The 22,679-nt window shown below is 67.2% G+C and carries 25 protein-coding genes and 1 pseudogene; 12 read left to right on the forward strand and 14 right to left on the reverse strand.

The annotated features are described in order from the left end of the window. Positions 1-43 precede the first annotated feature (43 nt). Complete coding sequence (locus tag NY1_RS07795) at positions 44-712, forward strand: TetR/AcrR family transcriptional regulator (protein WP_233434245.1); 669 nt, start codon at positions 44-46, stop codon at positions 710-712. A gap of 128 nt (positions 713-840) precedes the next feature. On the opposite strand, the gene NY1_RS07800 is transcribed toward NY1_RS07795, so the two are convergent. Further along, a complete protein-coding gene (locus NY1_RS07800; RefSeq protein WP_067709874.1) occupies positions 841-1,701 on the reverse strand; it encodes an aldo/keto reductase in 861 nt (286 codons plus the stop codon). Positions 1,702-1,778: 77 nt separating this feature from the next. On the opposite strand from NY1_RS07800, the gene NY1_RS07805 reads away from it, so the two are divergent. Continuing rightward, positions 1,779-3,869 carry an SUKH-4 family immunity protein gene (locus tag NY1_RS07805; protein ID WP_067709875.1) on the forward strand — a complete coding sequence of 697 codons (2,091 nt, stop codon included), beginning with the start codon at positions 1,779-1,781 and terminating at the stop codon, positions 3,867-3,869. 10 nt (positions 3,870-3,879) lie between these two features. Here NY1_RS07805 and crcB read toward each other — a convergent pair whose 3' ends face one another. Genes crcB through NY1_RS07820 form a run of 3 tightly spaced genes read right to left on the reverse strand, consistent with a single transcriptional unit; the run spans position 3,880 to position 6,176 of the window. Next, entirely contained in the window at positions 3,880-4,242 is a 363-nt protein-coding gene (crcB, locus tag NY1_RS07810) for a fluoride efflux transporter CrcB (protein ID WP_067709876.1), read from the reverse strand. Beyond that, on the reverse strand, positions 4,239-4,739 hold the full coding sequence (locus NY1_RS07815; protein WP_067709877.1) for a fluoride efflux transporter FluC: 501 nt from the start codon (positions 4,737-4,739) through the stop codon (positions 4,239-4,241). The genes crcB and NY1_RS07815 overlap by 4 nt, the downstream gene beginning before the upstream one ends. 57 nt (positions 4,740-4,796) lie before the next feature. Continuing rightward, the gene (locus tag NY1_RS07820; RefSeq protein WP_067709878.1) at positions 4,797-6,176 is read right to left on the reverse strand and encodes an ABC1 kinase family protein; all 1,380 of its coding nucleotides are present in this window, start codon (positions 6,174-6,176) and stop codon (positions 4,797-4,799) included. A gap of 206 nt (positions 6,177-6,382) precedes the next feature. Here NY1_RS07820 and NY1_RS07825 point away from each other — a divergent pair, with 206 nt between their 5' ends. Then, complete coding sequence (locus tag NY1_RS07825) at positions 6,383-7,933, forward strand: acyl-CoA carboxylase subunit beta (RefSeq protein WP_067709879.1); 1,551 nt, start codon at positions 6,383-6,385, stop codon at positions 7,931-7,933. 108 nt (positions 7,934-8,041) lie between these two features. Here NY1_RS07825 and NY1_RS07830 read toward each other — a convergent pair whose 3' ends face one another. Further along, a complete protein-coding gene (locus NY1_RS07830) occupies positions 8,042-9,394 on the reverse strand; it encodes a lipase family protein (RefSeq protein ID WP_084534747.1) in 1,353 nt (450 codons plus the stop codon). A 406-nt stretch (positions 9,395-9,800) separates the two neighbouring features. On the opposite strand from NY1_RS07830, the gene NY1_RS07835 reads away from it, so the two are divergent. Next, positions 9,801-10,907: a baeRF2 domain-containing protein gene (locus NY1_RS07835; RefSeq protein WP_157762103.1), complete on the forward strand. Its 1,107-nt coding sequence runs from the start codon at positions 9,801-9,803 to the stop codon at positions 10,905-10,907. A 269-nt stretch (positions 10,908-11,176) separates the two neighbouring features. On the opposite strand, the gene NY1_RS07840 is transcribed toward NY1_RS07835, so the two are convergent. The 7 genes from NY1_RS07840 to mbp1 all read right to left on the reverse strand — a co-directional run bounded on the left by NY1_RS07840 (position 11,177) and on the right by mbp1 (position 16,409). Then, on the reverse strand, positions 11,177-11,986 hold the full coding sequence (locus NY1_RS07840) for a SigB/SigF/SigG family RNA polymerase sigma factor (protein WP_067709889.1): 810 nt from the start codon (positions 11,984-11,986) through the stop codon (positions 11,177-11,179). Further along, entirely contained in the window at positions 11,976-12,407 is a 432-nt protein-coding gene (locus NY1_RS07845) for an ATP-binding protein (protein ID WP_067709893.1), read from the reverse strand. Before NY1_RS07845 ends, NY1_RS07840 begins: the two co-directional genes overlap by 11 nt. Positions 12,408-12,557: 150 nt before the next feature. After that, on the reverse strand, positions 12,558-13,238 hold the full coding sequence (locus tag NY1_RS07850) for a PAS and ANTAR domain-containing protein (protein WP_067710164.1): 681 nt from the start codon (positions 13,236-13,238) through the stop codon (positions 12,558-12,560). 87 nt (positions 13,239-13,325) lie between these two features. Beyond that, positions 13,326-13,739, reverse strand: coding sequence for an STAS domain-containing protein (locus tag NY1_RS07855; RefSeq protein WP_067709894.1), 414 nt, complete (start codon positions 13,737-13,739; stop codon positions 13,326-13,328). 221 nt (positions 13,740-13,960) lie between these two features. Then, the gene (locus NY1_RS07860) at positions 13,961-14,824 is read right to left on the reverse strand and encodes an acyl-CoA thioesterase domain-containing protein (protein WP_233434246.1); all 864 of its coding nucleotides are present in this window, start codon (positions 14,822-14,824) and stop codon (positions 13,961-13,963) included. Positions 14,825-14,921: 97 nt separating this feature from the next. Then, positions 14,922-15,518 (reverse strand): hemerythrin domain-containing protein, encoded by a 597-nt coding sequence (locus NY1_RS07865; RefSeq protein WP_267888401.1) that lies wholly within the window; start codon positions 15,516-15,518, stop codon positions 14,922-14,924. A gap of 39 nt (positions 15,519-15,557) precedes the next feature. After that, the gene (mbp1, locus tag NY1_RS45370) at positions 15,558-16,409 is read right to left on the reverse strand and encodes a microaggregate-binding protein 1 (protein WP_067709903.1); all 852 of its coding nucleotides are present in this window, start codon (positions 16,407-16,409) and stop codon (positions 15,558-15,560) included. Between the two features lie 91 nt (positions 16,410-16,500). Between mbp1 and NY1_RS07875 the strand changes: the two genes are divergently transcribed. The 6 genes from NY1_RS07875 to NY1_RS07900 all read left to right on the forward strand — a co-directional run bounded on the left by NY1_RS07875 (position 16,501) and on the right by NY1_RS07900 (position 19,760). Then, positions 16,501-17,343 (forward strand): hypothetical protein, encoded by an 843-nt coding sequence (locus NY1_RS07875; RefSeq protein WP_067709904.1) that lies wholly within the window; start codon positions 16,501-16,503, stop codon positions 17,341-17,343. A 26-nt stretch (positions 17,344-17,369) separates the two neighbouring features. Next, positions 17,370-18,146 (forward strand): metallophosphoesterase family protein, encoded by a 777-nt coding sequence (locus tag NY1_RS07880; protein ID WP_067709906.1) that lies wholly within the window; start codon positions 17,370-17,372, stop codon positions 18,144-18,146. 73 nt (positions 18,147-18,219) lie between these two features. Then, entirely contained in the window at positions 18,220-18,540 is a 321-nt protein-coding gene (locus NY1_RS07885) for a hypothetical protein (protein ID WP_067710168.1), read from the forward strand. Beyond that, positions 18,537-18,956 (forward strand): hypothetical protein, encoded by a 420-nt coding sequence (locus tag NY1_RS07890; protein WP_067709907.1) that lies wholly within the window; start codon positions 18,537-18,539, stop codon positions 18,954-18,956. Before NY1_RS07885 ends, NY1_RS07890 begins: the two co-directional genes overlap by 4 nt. Positions 18,957-18,967: 11 nt before the next feature. Beyond that, entirely contained in the window at positions 18,968-19,291 is a 324-nt protein-coding gene (locus NY1_RS07895) for a hypothetical protein (protein WP_067709908.1), read from the forward strand. 220 nt (positions 19,292-19,511) lie between these two features. After that, on the forward strand, positions 19,512-19,760 hold the full coding sequence (locus NY1_RS07900; protein WP_067709910.1) for a hypothetical protein: 249 nt from the start codon (positions 19,512-19,514) through the stop codon (positions 19,758-19,760). A 209-nt stretch (positions 19,761-19,969) separates the two neighbouring features. Here the strand turns inward: NY1_RS07900 and NY1_RS07905 are convergent. Next, positions 19,970-20,868: pseudogene (locus NY1_RS07905) on the reverse strand (Sco1979 family transcriptional regulator). An 87-nt stretch (positions 20,869-20,955) separates the two neighbouring features. Then, positions 20,956-21,186 carry a DUF397 domain-containing protein gene (locus tag NY1_RS07910; protein WP_067709911.1) on the reverse strand — a complete coding sequence of 77 codons (231 nt, stop codon included), beginning with the start codon at positions 21,184-21,186 and terminating at the stop codon, positions 20,956-20,958. Between the two features lie 341 nt (positions 21,187-21,527). Here NY1_RS07910 and NY1_RS07915 point away from each other — a divergent pair, with 341 nt between their 5' ends. Beyond that, positions 21,528-22,331, forward strand: a complete 804-nt coding sequence (locus tag NY1_RS07915; protein WP_067709915.1) for an SAM-dependent methyltransferase — start codon at positions 21,528-21,530, stop codon at positions 22,329-22,331. A 127-nt stretch (positions 22,332-22,458) separates the two neighbouring features. Further along, the gene (locus tag NY1_RS42675) at positions 22,459-22,635 is read left to right on the forward strand and encodes a hypothetical protein (RefSeq protein ID WP_157762104.1); all 177 of its coding nucleotides are present in this window, start codon (positions 22,459-22,461) and stop codon (positions 22,633-22,635) included. Positions 22,636-22,679: the final 44 nt, after the last annotated feature.

The raw sequence follows: 22,679 nt of genomic DNA on the forward strand, positions 1-22,679 counted from the left end.
ACTTCTTGTCGAAGTGTATCCAGTAGATACACTTGTCCTCGGAATGTCAACGGACGAGACGAAAGGGCAGCTCATGTACGCTCTTCAGGTGGCCGACACGCCGAACTTCCAAACCGAGATGCGTCAATTGCTGCGCGAGCGGATCATCGAGACCGCCCGCCGCGTGGTCGTCACCGAAGGCTGGGGCGCGGTGAACATGTCCCGCCTCGCCAAGGAAGTCGGCGTCAGCCGCCCGGTCATGTACAAGGAATTCGCCAACAAACACGACCTGGCCGAAGTGGTGATCCGTCAGGAGGTCGACGTCTTCCTGCTCGGCATCGCGCAATGCCTGGCCGCGCACCCCGTGGATTCGACCGCCGGCATGATCGCGGCGGTCGACTTCACGCTGCGCACCGGCGCCGACAACACCCTCCTCAAAGCCGTCCTCAGCGGCCGCACCGGCGCCGACACCAGCCTGCTCCCGGTCCTGATGACCGAACCCGAACCGGTCCTAGGCCGCGCCATCGAAGCCGTGGCCGCGGCCCTGCGCCTCCAATACGAATTGGCCACCATCTCCGACGCCGACCTCGCGGCAGCCTCGGAAACCCTTGTCCGCCTGGCCCTGAGCCACCTCTTCCAGCCCATCGGCCCCATCGAGCGCGCGGTCGATCAAATCGCCACCGTCATCAAGGCCGTACTGGCCCCCGCCCTTGGTACTCCGCCAGCAGCCTGAGATACCGAGCCTCCTTCTCCCCCAGCATTTCCCGAGCCTGCCGCAATCGCTCGATATCCGCGTCCAGGATCGCCCCGTACTCACGGATCACCGCCAACCGCTCCGCCACCTGACTCACCGTCAGCGGTTCAGTCATTCACGGCCTGGATGCGCTGGTAGGTCTCGTCTGTGAACACGTAGGTCTCCGGATCGGCGACGGGGTTGGCCCGTCTATTCTCGTTCAGCCCGTCCAGTCTCCGCATCTCGTCGACGCCGAGTTCGAAGCCGAAGAGGTCGGCGTTGGCGCGGATATGCGCTGCGGAAGTCGAGCGCGGGATCACGCACAGCCCATGCTGTACATGCCAGTGCAGGACTACCTGGGCGGCCGACTTCCCGTGCGCTGCCGCGATTCGCTCGACCACTGGATTACGCAACAGCTCGCCGCCTTGCATGAGGGGACTCCAGGACTGCACCGCTATGCCGCGGTCCGCGCAATAGCGCCGCAGGTCGTTCTGTGCCACGAAGGGATGCAGTTCCACCGAATTCACCGCGGGCGTCACCCGGGCTGTGGCTGTCAGTCGCTCTAGCCGAGCCGCGGAGAAGTTCGATACCCCGATGGCCCGCACCAGACCCTCCTCCAGGAGGTCTTCCAGCGCCCGCCAGGTTTCCGCCGCCACCTCATCGAAAGGCCAATGGATCAAATACAAGTCGATCCACTCCAGGCCGAGGCGTTCGAGGCTGGCGCGGCAGCTGTCGACGGTGTGCCGATAGCCTTCGCGGTCCACTACTTTCGTGGTCACGAATACCTCCTCGCGAGGCAATCCGGAAGCGCGCACGGCCCGCCCTACGCCGCGCTCGTTGCCGTACCCGGCGGCCGTGTCGACGCCTCGGTAGCCGGCTTCCAATGCCGTCGCGACCGCTCGCTCCGCGGTCGCCTCGTCCAATTGCCAAGTGCCCGAACCCACCATCGGCAGCTCGCCGCCGTGGTTCAGCTTCACAGTCGGCCCCATCGTGTCCTCCTCGGTCGATGTGGCCGACGGTAGGGGTTCGAGCGCGCTCGAAGTCAACCGTCCGTGCACAATGTCGTGTGCTCGAATCACAGTTGCTCGATGGTGAACCCGGACTGCTCTACGTGTGTGGGCCGCCGGGGAGTGGGAAGACGGGGCTGCTGCGCGAGCTGGCGGCGAGCGTGGCGGATGCGATTCTGGTGGATGCCGCTGGGCGGGACGTGGATTCGGTTGTCGCGGAGTTGCTGGAGGCGTATCCGTCGCGGCGGGCCGGGGTGGATCTGACGGATCTGATCAGCGAGACGCGCAATGACTGGACGGCCCGGACCATTCTCATCGCGAATGCGCATCGGGCGGGCACCTTGTTGTCGGGCGGGACGCCGGGATTGATGCGGCAGGTGGTGCGCTGGTTGCGGATCGCCACGCGGGAGGGGCGGCTGCGCCTGGTCGTCGAGACCGAGACGGCCCCGGATCTGACCGATGCCGTCGAGGCTCGGCGGACCAGTGTGGTCGAGTTGCCTGGGCGCGCCGATGCGGCCTCCGGAGCCGATGGCATTGCGGCGGAGGATCTTCCGGCACTGCGAGCGCTGGCGCACGCCCAGGTGGCGCGCATTCCGGCCGAGGGGTGGGCGTTATTGTGCCGGGCCGCCGGAGTGCCGGTGACCGCCGAACAACTCGCGAAGCGACTGCCGGGGGTTCTGGAGCACGACGGTGACGGGGTCGGGTTCCGTTCCTTCGCCGTGGCGCGTGAGCTGCGCGCGGGCTACGGCGACAGCGCCGGCCTGCACGCCCGCATGACGGAGCTGTTGAAGGCGGGTGAACTGACCTCGGATTGGGAACGCAGCTCGCTGCCCGGGCACGCCGCTGCCGCGGGGCTGTTCGATGAGCTCCTGGCCGACGCCCGTGCGCTCGCGCGCATCCCCTACGACGCGCTCGTCGAGGGCTTCCGCGCCTGCTATCCCGACGGCATCGAGCAAGGTACTCATGCTGCCGCATTGCATTACCTGACCGGCTACGGGCTGGCCGGAGCCACGCAAGGCGAGTGGGTCGCGCACCTGGCGCACGATGCCGTCACGCGCGGTGACCGGGAACGAGCCCGCGTACTGACCGAATTCAGTCCCGAGCCACTGCTTTTCCACACCGTCTGGTCACGGCTGCGGCTTCCGGGCGATCGCACCGTCCCCGGGCCCTGGCACGAGAACGACATCGAAAACGTTGCCGCCCTGGACTATCGGGGCCGGGCCGCCGTGGTGTCCGACGACGAGGACGACATGGGATTCGTGCTGGCCGCCGACACCGGCGAGCTGCTGGCGGGTCCGGTCCCCGACGCGCTCGAGCATCCCGAACTGAGCGCGGCGTTCGAGGACCACGACCCGATCGCCGGGCAGCTCGCCATATCCGGGGAATGGCGGCGCACCACCTTTCTCCGCGACGGCGAGCCGCTCGGCATCCTGCACCATCCCGCGGCGGACTACGCGGCTTTGGTCGGCGATACCCTGGTCGTGGTCGGAAACCAGGGCGCTTACGCCCTGCACGTGGACACCGCCCGGCTGCGCCCCGGCCCCGACAAGGCGCTCCGGCCGATGATCGGCGCGCACGGCCGCATCCTCCCGAAACCGGTCGACCCCACCCTGTTCGCCGATCCCCGCCGTCTGCTCAAGCAAGTCTTCGGCCCCGGGCACATCCATCGCCGCGACGACCCGCCCGCGACCATCACCCACGCCCCCACCCGCCACACGATGACCGGCACCGGCCTCCCCCACATCGAATGGCTGCTCGGCATCACCCTCGACCCCACCGGCGAATTCCCGACGCGCCCTTGGCAATCGATCCCCGAAGCCGCCCAACCCCCGGACAGCGGCCCCTTCCACCTACTGGGCGACTGGCTCGGCGTCCCCCTCCTCCTCGACGGCAGCACCGGCCGGGTACTACGCATGCTCCCCGCGGACTCCCCCGCCTACCTGTTCCCCCGCGACCACCTACTCGGCACCAGCCTCGAACAGTTCGTCCTCATGCTGGCCCTCCTCCAGCACTACCTGCGCATCTACCGAGCGGCGAGCTCGGAACGCGAACAGGTCCTCACCGAATTGCGGGTCCTGCTCCCCGAAGTCGACCCCCTCGCCGCCTCCGACTCCTGGCAGCACGTCCTGCATTTCGACGAATGGCATTGAGACGGATCGTTCAGCCCAGCAGCGCCTGGGTACAGGTGTAACCGAGCAGCGCCGCCCCCAGACCGGCGAACAAGCTGGCGGCGACATTGAGTACGGCGTACAGGTAGGCGCGCTGCTCGGCGAGCCGGACGGTTTCGTAGCTGAAGGTGCTATAGGTCGTCAGCGCGCCACAGAACCCGGTGCCCAGCAGGGTGATCCACGGCGTGGAGAGAGCGGCACCCGTCAGCGCACCGAGGGTCAGGCAACCACAGAGGTTGACGATGAAAGTGCCCCAAGGGAATACGCTGTCATGCCGGGTTTGGACGGCGCGGTCGGTGAGATAGCGCAGCGGCGCGCCGACCATGGCGCCGAGGACGACGAGCAGAGCGTTCATCGCACGACTTCCTCTCGCCGCCACACCTTTCGAGCGACCACGCGAGTGAGCGCGACGGCGACGACGGTCGCGAGCAACGCGCACAGCAGCGTCGCGGTGAAGTACGCGAACGCCGTCAACGCCGAATCCGGTTGCAGCAGTGCGCGAGTGTCGTTGGCGTAGGTGGAGAACGTCGTGAACCCGCCGAGAATGCCCACCCCGAGGAAGGGCCGCACCAGCGGATGCGCGGCCCCGATCTCGGTAACCACGACCATCAGCACCCCGATCAGAAAACACCCGATCACATTGGTGACGAACGTGGCCCACGGAAACCCACCCACCGGCGCAGGCCACAACACAGCGAGCCCGTACCGCCCCAGCGCACCGACCGCGCCACCGGCGGAGATGACCGCCAGCACCGCACCGTGCGTCCGCGACAATTCCGCCCGCTGCCCGGGTTCGTGAACATCGATATCGGGATCGATCGCCCCACCCGCCGGGCTCACCTCACCACTCACAGTCGTCTCCTGATTTCGGATTCGCGGGTCCAGGCGCGCGGCGGGTGCTCGCGGATATCAGTCGGCGGGGAGTTCTTCGCCGGATTCGGCCAGCTTCGTGGCGACTTCGGTGGGGAAGACGTTGCGGAAGAGGAACAGGTCGCGGCCGAGTTTCCAACCGGGGGCCAGGGCTACGGCGTAGCGCTCGAAGTAGCCGAGTTGCTTGCCCATGAGGATGAGCTGCTGGGGGCCGGAAGCGCCGCGGCGTTTGCCGAATTCGAGGAGGCGGGCCGAGACCACGCCGAGGTCGAGTTTGTCGAGGCTGCCGGACAGGACGGGGCCGAGGGCCACGGCGAGCTGACGGCCGATGGTGGCGTCGTCGCCGCTGTCGTCGGAGACCAGGTCGAGTTTGCGCAGCGCCCGGGCTACTGGGCGGAAGTCGTTGTCGATGGCGCTGGCGTAGAAGAGCGCGCGGACGAACTCGCGCCATTCGGTTTCCATCTTGCCGACGATGCCGAAGTCGAGCATGGCCACGCGGCCGTCGTCGAGCAGCCAGAGATTGCCGGCGTGCACGTCGCCGTGGAAGAGACCGTGCACCGCAACCGATTCCATCCACGCCTTGACCAGCCGGCGGATCAGCAGCTCGGAATCGGGGTGGGCGGCGCGGATGTCGTCGAAGCGGTCCAGGGGCATGCCGCGCATGCGTTCCATGCACAGCACCCGGGGGGCCGTGTAGTCCCAATACACCTCGGGGATGGCCACATTCGTGTTGTCGCCGAACGCCGAGAGGTTCTCGCGGGCGCGCGCCTGATTGTCGGCCTCGATGAGGAAGTTCAGTTCGGCGACCGTGGCCTCGTACAGATCGCGCACCACCGCCTGGGTATTGGCGACCCGGGCGTTCTCCGAACGCTTCTCCAGGGTGCGGGCCAGGCGCATGGCGGCGCGCAGGTCCACGATCATGCGGCGGCCGATCTCCGGGCGCTGCACCTTCACCACCGCGGGCCGCCCGTCGCGCAGCACGCAGGCGTGCACCTGGGCGATGGACGCCGCCGACAGCGGTTCGTCGTCGAACTCCAGGAACAGCTCGGAGATCGGCTTGCCCAGGTCGGCCTCGATGATGGCGCGCGCATCGGCCGACGGGAACGGCTGCACATCGTCCAGGCAGCGCAGGCAGGCATCGGCCAGATCGCGCGGGAACGCCCCGGGCGAGGACGCGATGAGCTGACCGAGCTTGACGAACATGGGCCCGAGGGTTTCGAAACCGTTCACCACCCCGTCGGCCACCGCGCGCTTACGCTTGGACGGGCGCAGCCCGCGGCGCAGCACATTGCCGGTGACGGATCCGCCCAGGACCAGGCCCACGATGGCGGTGCGCTTCCACTCGGAGAAGCCGAACGTGTCCAGGTCAGGCCGGATCACCTCGGGCGTCGACGCCCGCGCTGCGGTCGGTGAGCTCACGGGGCGCAGTGTAGCGCTGCGTGCGCCCGGGAGCCGACTGTGGTGGGCGACACTCGAATCCGCCCAGGTGCCCGGGGCCTTGTTACCCAGGAGTTCAGTGGTTGATCGTGAGCCGCACCAGGTACCGTGCATGGTCGGGCCGCGATCCGGCTCGACAGGGCCGCGCTCGGCTCTCCTGATGAAGGCGGAAAGGCAAGACCTAAGTAATGACGGGTACAGCGGAAAAGCTGGCGGAACTGCGCAAGCTCCTGGAGATCGCCGAAGAGCCCACCGGTGAAAAAGGCATCCAGAAGCGGCTAGCCAAAGGCATCCCCAGCGCCCGAGAACGGGTGCACATGCTGCTGGACCCGGGCAGCTTCGTCGAGATGGGCGCGCTCATGCGCCAGCCCGGCAACTCCAACGCCTACTACGGCGACGGCGTGGTCACCGGCCGCGGCACCATCGACGGCCGCCCGGTCGTGGTCATCTCCCACGATCCGACCGTCTACGGCGGCTCGGTCAGCGAGATCTTCGGCCGCCGCGTGCGCCTGGTCATGGACTTCGCCTACAACAACGCCTGCCCGGTGGTCTGCATCAACGACTCCGGCGGCGCCCGGATTCAGGACGGCGTCACCTCGCTCGCCTGGTACGCCATCATGTGCCGGCTGCAGGAGGACCTGTCCGGTTACGTGCCGATGATCGCGGTCATGCTCGGCAAGTGCGCGGCCGGTTCGGTGTACGGGCCCATCAATATGGACGTCCTGGTCGCCACCGAGGACTCCTACATGTTCGTGACCGGCCCGGAGGTCATCAAGGCGGTCACCGGTTCCGTGGTCACCGCCGACGAGCTGGGCGGCGCGCGGGCGCTCGAGCGCAACGGCACCGTGCATCACGTCGCCAAGACCGAGCAGGCCGCCTTCGACTGGGTCCGCGACTACCTGAGCTTCCTGCCCTCGAGCTGCCTGGAGCAGCCGCCGGTGATCAACCCCGGCCTGGAGCCCGAACTCACCGATTCCGATCGCGAGCTCGACAAGCTCATGCCCGACGCCGACAAGACCGGCTACGACATGCACGAGGTGCTGCTGCGCATCTTCGACGACGGCACCTTCCACGAGGTGAGCGAGAAGTCCTCGGCCAACCTCATCACCGGTTTCGCGCGGGTGGACGGCCTGCCGGTCGGCGTCGTCGCCAACCAGCCGCTGGTGCTGGGCGGCGCGCTGGACGCGGCCTGCTCGGACAAGGCCGCGCATTTCATCCGGATCTGCGACGCGTTCAATATTCCGCTGGTCTACGTGGTCGACACCCCGGGCGTGTTGCCGGGCGTGGACGAGGAGCGCAATCACGTGATCAAGCGCGGCGGGCGCATGTTCCGCGCGCTGATCGAGGCCACCGTGCCGATCGTGACCATCGTGACCCGCAAGGCGTACGGCGGCGGTTACGCGGTGATGGGCTGCAAGCAGCTGGGCGCGGACATCAACCTGGCGTGGCCGACCGCCCGGCTCGCGGTCATGGGCGCGGAGTCCATGATCCCGATCGTCGGCAAGCGGCAGCTGGAGGCGACGCCGCCGGAGCAGCGCGAGGCGGTGCGGCAGAACATGATCGACTTCTACAACCTCACCGTCGCCACGCCGTGGACGGCCGCCGAGCGCGGGTACATCGACGCGGTCATCGAGCCGTCGGCCACCCGCCTGGAGATCCGCAAGGCGCTGCGCCTGCTGCGCGACAAGGGTGCGGTGCGCAAGCCCAACCCGCGCAAGCACAACCTGTACCCGATGTGATCGGAAACCTGTAGAGCGACAACGAATCCCGCCCCCGGCCGTTCGGCCGGGGGCGGGGTCGTCGGGTAGGGATGATCACGCCGGGCGAGGCAGCGTTCGGGCGGCGATTCAGCACTCGTTGGGCGCGGGCACGCCTTGCAGGCGCTGATCGAGCCAGTTCAGGGATTCCGGATATCCGGTGACGGCGCCGATGATGTGCTCGCCGAAGACGCTGCGGTAGACCGCCGTCGCGCCCAGCGCGCATTGTTCGGCGTAGAGCTTCTTCGCCCCCTCGGCGGGCACCCACCACTCTTGTTCACCGTTGTAGATGTACAGCGGCACAGCCGATTTGCGCCCCTCGATCCGGCTCAGCTGGTAGATCTCCTCCGCCAGCTCACTGCGCAGCGGATCCGGATAGTTCGCCGCGATATCGATGGGCAGTTGCAGCAGGCCCGGCCACGAGTAGGACGACATGCACAGGTCCTTCAACGCCGAGACCGCGGCCCATTGCGCCAAATGGTTCATGCGGGAGAGGATTTCGGGCCGCTCCCGGCCGATGGCGAAGGTCGCCGCCATGAACACGCCCGAGGCGAGGTTGGCGTTCATGCTCCGGGACAGGATCTCGAAGTCGGCCGGGACGCCGCCCAGCGCCGCGCCCACCACCACCTCGGCCAATTCCGGCGCGTAGTCGTTCATCAGCTTGACCGCGCCGTGGGTCGCGATCGCCCCGCCGGAGTAGCCGACCATCGCGAATCGGCTGTCCCCCAGCTGGATCGGCATATGATTGCGCACCGCCCGGATGCCGTCCAGAATCGCGTGCCCCGCCACGTACGGTTCGGCGTAGGCCATCCGCGGCCCTTCGTGGTCCACGATCAGCACCGCGTATCCGCGCAGGATCGCCAGCTGGGTGGTCGGCAGCAGATACTCCGCCAGGTTCGTCTTGCTGTTGAAGCCGCGCGAGAGCGTGTAGCTCGGATTGCAGTCCCGCCCCAGGGCATTGATCGGCAGGTTGTTCACCAGCACCGGCCGCCGCCCCGCCCCGGTCCACTCGCCGAACGGAAGCACCAGTGTCGCAACCGCATACGAGGGCAGGTCGTGGGAATCGGTGGTGCGGTACTTCAATTGCAGCACCTGCTGCACCGGCGTGATAAGGGTGGGCCCGCCCGTCGCGGTCACATCCCGCCAGGCCACCACGTCACCGGGGGCGAGTTCGTCGAGCCCCGCGGGCCAGTCGTCGACGAACCAGTCACCGATGGCCGCGGGCATGGTGGCGGCACGGAAAGCCGCCAGGTCGGGGGCGATGCCGCCGGCCGCGACCAGCGGCGCTTGCGAGGCGGGCAGCAGCGGCGGCGCGGGCACCAGCAGGTCGATCCACTGTTGCAGGCCGGGCAGGTCGAGCGCCGGCGGATTCGGCGGCTCCGGCGCTTGCCCGCCCGTATCGACCGGCTGTGCCTGCGCCTGTGCCGCGAAACACCCGATCATCAAGGCGGCGAAAAGAATTCGCAGGCAGCGAAGCACAGCACCCCCAACAGATCGACGGTTGGACGTCCCCTCATCCTGAACGCGCACGAGCCTAATCCGGCAGCGCGGTGCGACACTCCGTAGTCGTCGGTTCGAAGCCACATCGAGACCGGTCCGTGCCGATAATGCGACTGCCAGGTATTTGCCGACCGCCGGACCGGGTGCGGCTTCGGGAATCACCGAACGCTCGGGCCGCCGGTCCGGCGCGGCCCACCGGCCCCGGAGCCTGGACGAGCCGTCGAATATCGCCGTTTTCGCCCGAACGACCAGTCCGAATGTCCGATTAATTGCGGTGAGCCGGTGAAAAACTCCGTGCCCGAACAACTTTTGCAGGATTGCCCGGAAAAAGCGGGGGTATCCGACCAATGTGACCAGGACAAGTCTCCGGGAACTGATCGATCGACAGGGTCCGTTCGTCTCGGTGTACTTCGACAGTTCGCAGGCTGTCGGAGACACCGCACGGCAGACCGAACTCCGATACCGGTCTGTTCGCGAAAAGCTCAGCGCCGCAGGCGCGTCCGGGCAGCAACTCGGCGCGCTGGGGATCGCGGTGGCGGCGGGTCCGCCGGCACCCGGACGGTCGGGGCGAGCGCTCATCGCCGATCAGCGCACCGTGCTGGTCGACGAGCAGCTGCCCGTCCCGCCGCCCAGCGACATCGTGCGGGTCTCTCCCCTGCCGCACCTGCTACCGCTGCTGGAACAGCGCGCACCCGTGATTCCGCACGTGGCGGCCCGCGTCGAACGCGCCGGGGCCCGCCTGTACGCCGTGGACCGTCACGGCGACACGGTGGCGCATATGACCGGCTCGCTCGGTCAGCCGCCGTTGCCGGCCCGCGGGGTGCGCGGGCAGCGCGCCATGCGCCGGCACGGGCCGGACACCGTCCGCCGCACCCTCGATATCGTGGCCGCGCGCATGCTGGAACTGGCGAACCGGGTGGACGCCGTGCTGATCCTGGTGGCCGGCGAGCCCACCGTCCGGGCCGGATTGCGCACCGCGGTGGAGATCCGCCTGGGCGCCGGCACCACCGTGGACGGCGATCCGCCCGACGCGCGCCACCGCCGCCTGGTGGAGATCGACGCGGAGACCGAGACCATTCCCGAGCAGGTCCGCAAGAACGTCACCGAGGCCGCCGAAACCCATTGCGACGCGGTCTTGGAGCGCTATCGGACTCAGCGCGCCCGCTTCGGCGGCCCCACCACCGGCGGCCTCGCCGAGACCGCCGCCGCGCTGCGCGAGGCCCGCGTCTCCTGTCTGCTCATCGACGGCGGCGGCCTGGACGATCGCCGGGTGCTGGTGGGCGCGACCCACACCGACGTGGGGACCAGTGCCCACGAACTCGACGATCCGGCCGAGGTGCGCCGGGCGGACGAAGCGCTACCCGTCGCCGCTTTGGCGGGCGGGAGCGAAATCCTGCCGCTCACCGGGCGGCTCACCCTGCCGGACGGCGTCGGCGCGCTCCTGCGCGAGCACTGACCGCCGCATCGACCGAGGAGGAAAACCATGCGAAACCGCCTTACCGCCACGGAACCCGTTACCCCGCAGCCGGACCCCTTGCCCCATCCGCCGCCGAACCCGATTCCGCCGACGCCGCCGCAGCCGCCGCTCCCGCAGCCCGAGCCGATTCCCGGTCAGCCGCAACCGGAGCCGATTCCCCCGCAGCCGCGCCCGGAACCCGTCCCGCCGATCCCGAGTCCCTCGCCGCCGCCGCCGAACCCGGTGTGAGTCAGGAGTTTTCGCGCCGGTCAATCACGCAGTGCCTGCTCGCGCAACCAGCCCAGGGTCTTGGCGAGGATGCGCGAGACATGCATCTGCGAGATGCCGAGTTCGTCGGCGATCTGCGTCTGGGTCTTGGCATCGAAGAATCGCATGATGAGGATGTGCTGTTCGCGCTCGGGCAGTTCGGCGAGGAGCGGTTTGACCGCCATGAACTCGTCCACCCGGTCGTAGCGGGGCTCGACCTCGCCGAGCACCTCCATCAGCGACAGCGGGGTGTTCTCGTTGTCGTCACCGGTGACGGCGTCGAGCGAAGCCAGCTGATAGGCATTGCCCGCGATCAGCGCCTGCGTCACCTCCACCAGGTCCACCTCGAGCTCCGCGGCGATCTCGCGGGCCTTGGGCAGCCGCCCCAGCCGCTGCGCCAGCGTATCGATGGCCCCGCCGATGGAAAGCTGAATCTCCTTGGTACGGCGCGGCACTCGCACCGCCCAGGTATTGTCGCGGAAATGCCGGCGCACTTCGCCCATCACGGTCGGCACCGCGAAGGACAGGAACGACGAGCCGCGGGTGACGTCGAAGCGATCCACCGCCTGCACCAGCCCGACCCGGGCCACCTGCAGCAGATCGTCGAAGGATTCCCCGCGCCCGGAGAACTTGCGCGCGATGTGGTCGGCCAGCGGCATGCAGCGCCCGATCAGCTTCTCCCGCACGCGTTCGTACTGCGGGTCGGCCGGGTCGATGGCGGCCAGCTCCTCGAACATCGGCTCGATATTGTCGTAGCTGTCGCCGCGGCTGCGCGAGCGCGCGGGCGGGCGGGGCTTGGACTCATCCACCATCGGCGACGCCTCGTAACCGGCTGAATTCGACCAGCACCGGGTATCCGCCGGCGGCCGGATCGAAGGGATGACGATGCGCGGTGAGATTCTCGGTGATGGTGTCGAGCACGTGCCAGCCGAAACCGTTCTCGTCCAAGGCATCCGCATCGACCGTGGCGCCGCCCACCCGCACCAGCATGCGCTGCTCGTCGAAGTCGAAATCGCAGGCGATATGGCTGCCCGGCACCGCCGCCACGATGAGCGCGGTCGCGACCTCGTCCAGCGCGACCCGGATATCGGTGACCTCGTCGAGGGCGAAATCGGCGATGAGCGCCACGGTCTCGGCCAGCGCCCGCAGCATGGTCAGTTGCTCGAGTTCGGCAGGTACCCGCAGGCCGACGGTGCTGGTATCGGTGGCCGGCCGGGAAATCCACTCTGTCATGCGCATCTCCGCTAGTCCATTGCCGAGCGACCGTGACGAGATACGCCGCGCCCGGCCGTTGTTGTATCCGTTCGTCCCTCGCATTATCGCCGCGATACCCACCGCGACGGCGGGGAAACCCCGCCGCCGTCGTGGATCGCCCCGGGCCGGTTACGACTCGAGCCGCTGATGGACCGTCAGCAGCACGTGATCGAAACGCGTGCGCAGTTCGACCGCGGTCCCGCCCATGGCGGTCACCTCGGCTACCAGTTGCTGGGCCAGGGTGCGCAGTTTGGTGTTGGTCTCCTGCGAGCGCCAGGTCAGCACCCGGAAGGCCTGTTCGGCATTGATGCCGTAGACGAGCATGAGCGCACCCTTGGCCTGTTCGATCACCGCGCGCGCCCGGTACAGCTCGGGCAGGGTGTCGTCCAAGGTCTCCTGCCGATGTTCGGCGAGAGTGTCGGTCACATCGATGTAGTAGCCGGTCGTGCCGACCACATTGTCTTTTTCGTCAACCATATGGTCACCCACCACGATCACGTGGTGCACGTCGCCATGGGTGTCGATGATCCGGTGCCGGCTGGAGAAGGGATCCCCGTTCTCCACTGCCCTGGCGAGGAAGGTGGCCACCTGCTCTCGATCCTCGGGATGCTTGTGCTCGAGCAGCAGTTCGGTGGTGGGTTGCACGGTGCCGGGTTGGTAACCGTGGATCGCGGCCACTTCGTCGGACCATTCCCAGCGCTGATCGGCGAACCAGAAACGAAAACTGCCGACGTGCTGTGCGTGCCCGCTGCCGATCACCTGGTCGAAAGCCTGAGCCTCATCCGCCGAGAGCTCACCACCTGTTGTCACCTCACGAGTATCCGCTCCGGAAAGGCGCTCCGGCAGTGGATCGGTGGGACCGGAACCGGTCCGATCCCACCCGACCTCCATCGACAACTATGCCTCCAGCGCGGCCTGAACCGAAGAGTGATAGCGGAACAACGGCCGCACACCGGTCACCTCGAGCACGCGCTCGATTTCCCGGCGGCAGGCCACCACTCGCAGTTCCACGCCGACCGCCTCGGCGGACTCCTTCGCCCCGGCCAGCGCCGAGGCGCCGCCGATGCTCAGGAAACTGGTCTGACGGAAGTCGACGACCACGGCCGCCGAACCGGACGTCATCGCCCGTTCCAGGGCCTCGGTGAATTCGGGCAGAACCGCGGCATCGAGTTCACCCTCCACCCGCACGACGGCGCACGAGTGCGCCGGATCGGTTACGGGCGGCGAATGCTGTTCGGGGCGATCGCGTTCGGCACCGGAGGCGATGGCGTCGGCTTCGACGCCACGCTGGAGTACGGCAATTGCGGACATGACTACCTCCTGGGGAGGGGATGTCCGGTTCCTGCGCACTGGGGAACCACACCGACGGTGTCGGAAAAAAAGAGGCGCGACGGCGATACGCCGGAAGGCGATACCACTACCACGCTCGCCGATGCGAGCGATCCCCGGCAAGAACCGGGCGGCTGTAGTCTCAACCTGAAGACATTCTGTCACGGTCCGGTGGATCTGTCACAGACTCCCCCGGAACCGGTCTAGATACGCGCCGACACCGCAATATCCAACTGCGCGTTGCTGATCTGCCGGCCGGCATTGGACACCGAGGTCACCATGGCGCTGCCGAAGGACCCGCGCCGGTCGAACAGGGTCGCGGTGCCGACCGCCATCCCGCGTTCGCTGAAGTGGCTGTCGGCCTCCACCCCGATCTCGTAGCCCTCCGGCATGCGCACCAGGGCCAGCGTCATATCGGTATTGATGAACCCGATCCCGGCATCGCCCCAGTTGGTCATCATGCTGGTGGCCTCGCCGACGATGGCGGCCCGCACGAACGGCGACAGCTCCTCGCCGGTGACGGTACGAATCGGGTTCTGCCAGGTCCGTTTCCGGCTGTCGTTCTCGTGCTCGGTCGGCAGCGGCGACCACTCGCCCGCGCTGCCGAACAGCGGCACCCTGGGCAGCGCCGACGGGGGCGCGACCGCGAGCGAGGGCGGCTCCGGTTCGCGGTCCCGCCGCCACAGCGCCCCGGGCGGCTGTTCGGAGGGCTGCAGCAGGACCGCCGAGGCCCGGGCCGCGACCTTCCCGCCCTGCACCACGCTCACGTCGGCGACCCGGATCCGTTTGCCGTCGCGCACCCGCACCGTCGGCAGGGTGGTGTGCTCGAAACGGGCCGCGCTGAACATGTCGACGGTCAGCCGCACCGGTACGAAGCCGTCGGTGGCGTGCGCCCGTTCGAGTTCCCGGGCCATCAGCCCGCACAGCGCCGGGCCCACCACCTGCGCCGCGGACCACTGACTGGCCGCGAAGCGAGTCGGCTGGAAACCGCCGTCCACCTCGTCGAAATACGCGGGCACATCCATCACGGTGTACGGCTCCTGTCCGGTGCAGTCGATCGAAACCACTGCTCCCAGACCTAACACACCGCTGAAACCGGTTACAACAATGAGTCCCGTCCGCACCGGGTGGCATTTCCCACAACCGGCCCGGAACCCGCGCGATTCAGCTCTGCTCGCTCTGCCGCCGCCAATCGCGCACGGCGTCGCGCACCCGGTCGAAGACGGCCAGCGGCGGGCCGAACGCCACATTGGACAGCGCGGACTCGCCGCCGACTGTGTGCGGCCGGGTCGGGGCGACGGCCTCGGCGACCCGGACCGCGGTGGCCAGGCTGGCCCGCTGCGCGGCCGAGGAGTGCTGCAGGAGCGGCCCGAACTCCTCTTTCTCCTCCATCTCGGCGTGCTCGACGACCCGCTCGGCGAAGGCCCGGAAGCGCTGATCGAACTCCCGGTGCTCGGGACCCATCTCGAAGAGTTCGGCTAGTTCCCGCTTGGCCTGCTGCTCCTCCTGCAGTCGGGCGTCGACGATCTGATCGTTGACCGCCACCCGGCGCGCGGTCGGATGGATGACCTCCTCCTCGGCGCTCTCGTGCACGGCCAGCAGCCGCACCAATTCCTCGAAGGGTTCGCGTTTGCTCAGCCCGGGCGCGGCCTGCACCTGCTCGAGCAATTGTTTGATCTGATTGTGCTGGGACATCAGGAGTTCGACGACATCCTGATCGTGTGCGCTGCTCCTGAAAAGCTGCTCCTGAACGGGCGAAATGCCCGGCGGACCGACCGCCGGGCATTTCCTTGCTATGGGTTATCGATTGCCTTCTTGGTAGGCACGCTGCCGCTTTTCCTCCGCTTCGGCCTTGGCGCGTTCCTTTTCGGCCTCGGCCTCGTGCTTGGCGGCATCGAGTTGGTCCTCCGCGCGCGACTGCTGGGCACGGCCCTCGTCACGCAGGTTCTCATTGCCGAAGACGGTGCCGGCGGCTTCCTTGGCCTTACCCTTCGCGCCTTCCACGGTGCCTTCGAAGCCCTCACGGAATCCGCTCTTCTCGTGCTCGGACAAGAGATTCACCTCCACGGTGTCGGTGTTCGACTGACAATGCGGCGATACCCGGCGATTCGGACCCGAAACATGCTGCGGTACTTGGACATCCGAGTTTCCGGGGCGCCAGCGCGGGCTACCGGCACGCCGCCGCCAGGGCAGTACCACCCAGCACAGGGCGAACAGGAAACCCAGCCCGCATCCCGCGCTCGCGGCCGCGAGCGGACCGGCCACCACATCGAAGATCAGCACCGCCACCATCACCAGCGCCGCCGCCAGCAGCACCAGTCCGGTCATGGCGTAGCGGTGCGCGGAAAGCACCACGGTGTCGATTCGATGGCGGCGGAAAAGAATTCGATGCGCCGATACCGGAGCGACCAGGAAAATGGTGGCGCAGATCGAGGCCAGCACCGTCGCGAGATACAGCCCGCGCTGCCAATCCGACAGGGTCTGGAAACGCGCCTGGAAAGGTACGGTGAGCAGAAATCCGGTGAGCAATTGCACGCCGGTTTGCACCACCCGGGTTTCCTGGATCAGGGTGTTCCAATTCCGGTCGAGCCGTTCGATCTCCGTTTCGTGGCGCGCCGCCATATCCCATTCCCGATCCGCACCCGCCGGCATATCGACCTTCCCTTCCTGGGCACGCCCTACCCGGTCCGCGGCCGATCAATCACGCCCGATTAGCGGGCGGCGGCACGGGTATGCCCCGGGTATGGTCCAGACGATCGACCGCCTCCTCGACACGCTCACCCGCGTGGTGAACACGCTGCTGGACAAGGAGATTCCATTCGCGGTCGGCGGCGGTTGCGCGGTCTACGCCCGCGGCGGGCCGGCCTCGGATCACGATGTGGACATCTTCGTCAAGCCGCGGGACGCGCAGCGGGCCCGCGCCGCGCTGACGGCGTGCGGGCTGCGGCCGGTGGATCCGGCGGAGGACTGGCTGACCAAGGTCTACGACGGGGACACCCTGGTGGACTTGATCTTCCGGCCCAACTACCGGACCGTCACCGACGAACTGCTGGGCCGGGCGGGCTGGTTGCGTATCGGGCCGACCGCCGCGCCGGTGATCAGCGGCACCGATCTGCTGGTGGACAAACTCATGGTGCTCGACCCGCACCGGCTGGACTTCACCCGGCTGCTGCACATCGCGCGGGATCTGCGCGAGCAGGTGGACTGGGCGCGGGTGCGCACCGAAACCGAGATGTCGCCGTACGCGCGGGCCTTCCTGGGCCTGCTCGGCGATCTGGGCATCAGCGAGCAACGAGAGGCTGGGGACATGACCGATCCGACCGAGCGGCGGACCGAGGCGATCCTGCCGCAATATCTGGTGGCCAATCTGCGCCGCGCCTTCGCCGAGGATCCGCGCACCGCCGAGCTGGGCGTGCAGGTCACGCTGCGCGGGGATGTGGTGGTGCTCAGCGGCGAGGTGATGGGCACCGCCCGCCGCCGCGAACTGGAGGCGGTGGTGCACGAGCTGGCGCCGAAACTGCGGGTGCACAACGACGTTCGGGTGATCCACGCGAACGCGCCCACCGAGCACGAGGAGCTGAACTGAACGGGGCGGGCGCGGACGGGACCGGCATGCACGGCGACGGCCCGCGGCCGCCGACGGCCATCGAACCGACCGCCCGGGTTCGAATAGCGGCCGTCGGCGATGTGCATCTCGGCGAGGATTCCGGCGGCTCGCTGCGGCCCGCGCTCGAGGAGCTGCCCGACTGCGCCGACGTCCTGCTGCTCGCCGGCGATCTGACCCGGCACGGCACCCTGGCCGAAGCGCGGGTGGTGGCCCGGGAATTCGCCGAGCTGGCAGTGCCGGTGATCGCGGTGCTGGGCAATCACGACCATCACGGCGACGTGCCGGAGGAGATCACCGCACTGCTCACCGACCACGGCATCACGGTGCTGGAGGGCTCGGCGGTGACCGTGCCGGTGGCCGGGATCCGGCTCGGCGTGGCCGGGACCAAGGGCTTCGGCGGCGGCTTCGCGGGCAAATGCGCCAGCGTGTTCGGCGAACGGCAGATGCGCGAGTTCGCCGGGCACACCGTCGATCTCGCCGCCGCCCTGCACACCGCGCTGGCCGGTCTGGACACCGAGGTGACGGTCGCGCTCACCCACTACTCCCCCATCGGCGACACGCTGCACGGGGAACCCCTCGAGATCTACCCGTTCCTGGGTTCCTATCTGCTCGGTGAGGCCATCGACGCCTGCCGCCCGCAACTCGCCGTGCACGGGCACGCCCATCACGGCTGCGAGCGCGGCACCACGCCCGGCGGCACCCGGGTGCGCAATGTCGCCCAGCCGGTGATCCGGGCGGCCTTCGCCGTCTACGAACTGCATCCGGCGGTCCTGACCGGCTGACCCGCCCGTGATTGGCCCGTGCCGGTCCGGGTATGCGCCTGTTATCAGGCTCCGCAGAGAGAGGACAGCGATGATGCCTGCCGCGCACGACGATTCACGCCCCGGAGCACTCCGCTATTCCGCGAACAGCACCGGCGACTACCGCCCCGACGAGCACCGCACCACCCGGCCGCACGCCGGCGAAGCCCTGGAGGACACCCGCAATTGGCCGGGACTGATTCTGTCCGCGCTCGGCATCGTGGCCGTGGCATTGACATTGACGGCCGCCGGCTACGGATTCGTCGGCTGGGCGGTCATCGGCACGGTGGCCAGCGTGGCGTTGCTGAGCCTGGGTATCGCGCAGATGGTGCTCGAACACCGCCGGGTCGAACGCCGGGATAAGGAGGAGTCATGAGAATTCGAGGCATGGCCGCCGGAGCGCTGCTCGCGGCCGGGCTGCTCACCGGAGCGGCCGCGTGTTCCAACAGCACCGAATCCGGCTCGCCCGGAAGCACCACCGGGGAAAACCGCGGACCCGTCTTCACTTCCGAAGGCGCCCCATCCATTTCGACCGAGGCGGCCCAGCAACTGTGCGAGATGATGAAACCGGAAGTCTCCAAGTGGCGCGATCAGGGACCGACCATCGGGCGGGTCGCATTCAACGGCACGGTGCACAACTGGGCCATGCGCAATAACGGCATCAATGCCGCCGTTATGCGCGATCGGGCGGTGGTGGACCAGGTGACCACGAGTCAATGCCCGGACGTACGCCAGGACGCCATTGCGGCCCTGGAAATCGACAGCCTGGCCGCCGGCCTGGCCGGGTTCTAGGAACGGACGTCATGCGCACTCTTCCCCGGCCCGCGGCGGGGCTCGCCCTCGCCGCCGGACTCGCCGTCGCCGCACTGTCCGGCTGCTCCGAGGCCGAGCAACTCGTGAACAAGGGCGGCGACACACCCTGTAGCGAATTCGTCCAGCAGGACACTGAAAAGCAGCGGGTGACCACCCGCAAATTCCTGGAACAAGAGCAGAGCCGGACCCCCGAACCGGACTCCGACACCGTCGATACGGCCATCGCCACCATAAAACTCATGTGTGAGGCGCAGGCCAACCCCGATACGCCGATCAAGAAGGCGGATCTCACCGGAGTATTCGTTCCGAAATAGCGCTCGCCGCCCCGTCCGTGCAAACTTTTAGCATCCCCAAAACAGCCCTCTGCCTGCGTATTCGAGGTTGCAGATGCACTTGCATTTGCGCATAGCACGGTCATAGACTCGTTCCTGCAAGTGCAAGGCATCAATAGGGGACAACCAGAGCGCCGAGCGGTGAATCACCGGCGATTCCTCGCCATCGCTTAGCCGTCGGCCTGGCGTCAGGGGCGTTCGCATGAACCAGCCAATCAACCTCAGCCGACTTGGGTTTGCCGAAAGAAGCACGCCGGCACAATCCTATTCTCGGGAGACGGCAACCGCTTTCGTCATCAGGCAGGTCGAATCCACCGGAGCGGCCACTCGGTACGATTTCGATATCGACCGAATCGTCACGACCGCTCATGCCATGGTGAACGATTGGGATCTGCACATGATGCAGCCCGAGGCATTCTGGCGGATAGCGTCGAGTTTCATTCGGCAATGAGGTCGTAACCACCAGCAGGGGCCCCACCCGGGGCCCCGTTATGCCGTGTTCACCGCCGGCAATGCCAGCCTCCCCCTTGCCAATTCACTTGCATTCACGCAGTCACATTCCATGGCGCGCGCTTTCGTCCGAAAATTCCGCGCACACGACTGTGCCGCGTCTATCGCCACTCGGGCTCAGACGCGGCTGATTCCCCCTGCTGCGACCGGTTATTCGGCTGCCGCGGCGGCCTCCGCGGCCAGTTTCTCCATGAGCTGGCGCGAACGCTCCGGCGGTTCGGCCTGCACGCTGAGCTGATCCATGACCTGCCGGTAGAGCTCGAGATCCTGACGGCGATCCAGGTACAGCGAACTCGTCAATTGCTCCAAATACACAATATCGGGCAATTCGGGCTCCGCGAACCGCAGCATGGTGAACGAACTCCCCGCTGCCGCATGACCACCCGCCGAGAACGGCAAGATCTGGATGGTGACATTGGGCAGGTTCGACACCTTGATCAGCTGATTGATCTGATCGCGCAGCACGCCGTGCCCGCCGATCGGCCGATGCAGGACCGCCTCGTCCAGTACGGCCCAGAAGCTCGGCGCGCCAGGACGTGTCAACAGCTCTTGGCGCCGACGGCGTAGCGATACGCGTCGCTCACCGTCGGCGTCATGGCCGAGCGCCACCATCGAACGGGCGTAGTCCTCGGTCTGCAGCAGGCCGGGGACCAGTTGGCCCTCATAGGTTCGGATGGACTTGGCCGCATGCTCGAGACCCAGATAGGTCTCGAACCATTGCGGCAGGAGGTCACTGTAGCGATGCCACCAGCCCGGCTCGTTGGCCTTGCGAACCAGATCCATGATCTGGGCGCGCTCGCCGGGATCGTTGACCTCGTAGAGGCTCAACAGATCCCGGATGTCACGCTCCTTGAATCCGGTCCGGCCGAGTTCGAGTCGGCTGATCTTGGCATGGGATCCGCGAAGTGGTCACCCGCGGCTTCCCGGGTGATGTTCTTGGATTCCCGCAACTTCCGCAATTGACTGCCGACCGCGATCCGTACTGCGGTCGGACCGCGTTCGGCGACAGCGGAATCCGCCAGTCCGTGGGCTACGGGTTCTGCGACCATGAGTTTCCACTCCGTTGCTCGGGTTTGCCGGCAGTGGACTCACAACCGCAACGTCGGAACCACCGCGCCGATTGCCAATGCTACCGCTCAGCGTGCCAAGTAGTCGAACTCTCCGCTCTTGGCGCCTTGCAAAAACGCATCGATCTCCGGGCGGGTGTAGACCAGCACCGATCCCAGCGGGTCGCGCGAGTTGCGCATGGCCACTTGACCATCGGTGAGTTCCGCCAGTTCCACGCAGTTACCACTGGGATTACTGAAAGTGCTCTTGCGCCACGAGAGTGTCGCCGGGTCGATCCGGGTTGCCGATGAATCGGTCATTTCAGACTCCTTGCCAGTACCGCCCGCAGACGGTGGTCCAGTACTTGCAAACGTTCGGTCAAATGTACTTACAGTTGCAACCGCAACAAGAACGATAGCACGCAGATAGCCCGGCATCGATCCCTTGTTTGCGGCACATCCTTTGCAACACAACAGCTTTGATCTTGGAAAACCCCAGGTCCGTGCGAAGTTGCGAAGCGAAAACGACATATCCGACTGGTCGGTTTGATAAATTCCACGGTTCGCCAACCAAGCGCCGGATGCCCGGCGAACGAATCTTGTACTGTCACTTGACAGATCGGACCTAACACGCGCGCAAGCAGTCGTCGAGGAGTTCCCCTATGCCTGAAACCCATCACCCCGCGATTCGGACCGATATCCCGCACTCGGCGCGCGTCTGGAACTACTGGATGGGCGGCAAGGACAACTACGAGATCGACCGGATGGTCGGCGATGCCAGCCTCGCCATAGATCCGGACATAACGACCATGGCGGTGGAATCCCGGCGCTTCCTGACCCGCGCGGTCCGTCTGCTCGCCGGCGAACTCGGCATCACCCAGTTCCTCGATATAGGAACAGGACTGCCCAGTACGGACAACACCCACGAGGTGGCCCAGTCGCTGGCGCCCGCGGCCCGGGTGCTCTACGTCGACAACGATCCGCTGGTGCTGGCGCACGTGCGCGCCCAGACCAGCGGCGCCCAGGGCGTCACCGCCTGCCTGGAGGCCGACTTCCACTCCCCCGGCCGGATTCTCACCGAAGCGCACGCCGTCCTGGATCTCACCCGGCCCGTCGCCGCCATGTTCATGGGCGTGCTCGGGCACGCGGACAGCACCGCCGATCTGCTGCGCATCGTCCGCGAGACCGTGGCCGCGCTGCCGTCGGGCAGCTATCTGGTCTTCTGGGACGGCACCGTGGACAGCGACGCCTACGTCAAGCTCTGCCTGGAGTACGCCAAGTCCGGCGGCCTGCCCTACCGGCCACGCCCCGAGGAAGAATTGCGCGCGGTCTTCGACGGCCTGGAATTACTGGAGCCCGGGTTCGTCCCGCTGCCGCGCTGGCGGCCGGTAGTGTCGTCCACATCGGAGTCCACCGCGCCCGTATCGGACATTTCGGCCTATGGCGGCATGGCGCGTAAACCCTGATGTCACAACAACACCGAATGGGACCCGAAGCCTCCCGACGCGGCTGACCGATCGTGCAGATGTACTTGCATTTGCACGATGCGGACTCCTAAACTCGGATCACTATCCCATCGGCCAGAGGCATCAAATGACCCAGATGCTCGCCCCTTGTACAGATATCTCCGGTGACGATTGCGAAATCGAACCGCGTGGTCTTACTTATCGCTCGGCGCGCGCCATTCTGCGCAAACATGATCAGCATTTCGCCTGCCGGCAGTATCTAGCCGCCATCGCGTACCTGTCCGCGGACAACGACGTCGACTGATCGTCCGAATCCGCTTGCGCAAGTGGGTGAATGGCGGGTACCCC

It is taken from the genome of Nocardia yamanashiensis NBRC 100130, assembly GCF_001613325.1.
Classification (GTDB): domain Bacteria; phylum Actinomycetota; class Actinomycetes; order Mycobacteriales; family Mycobacteriaceae; genus Nocardia; species Nocardia yamanashiensis.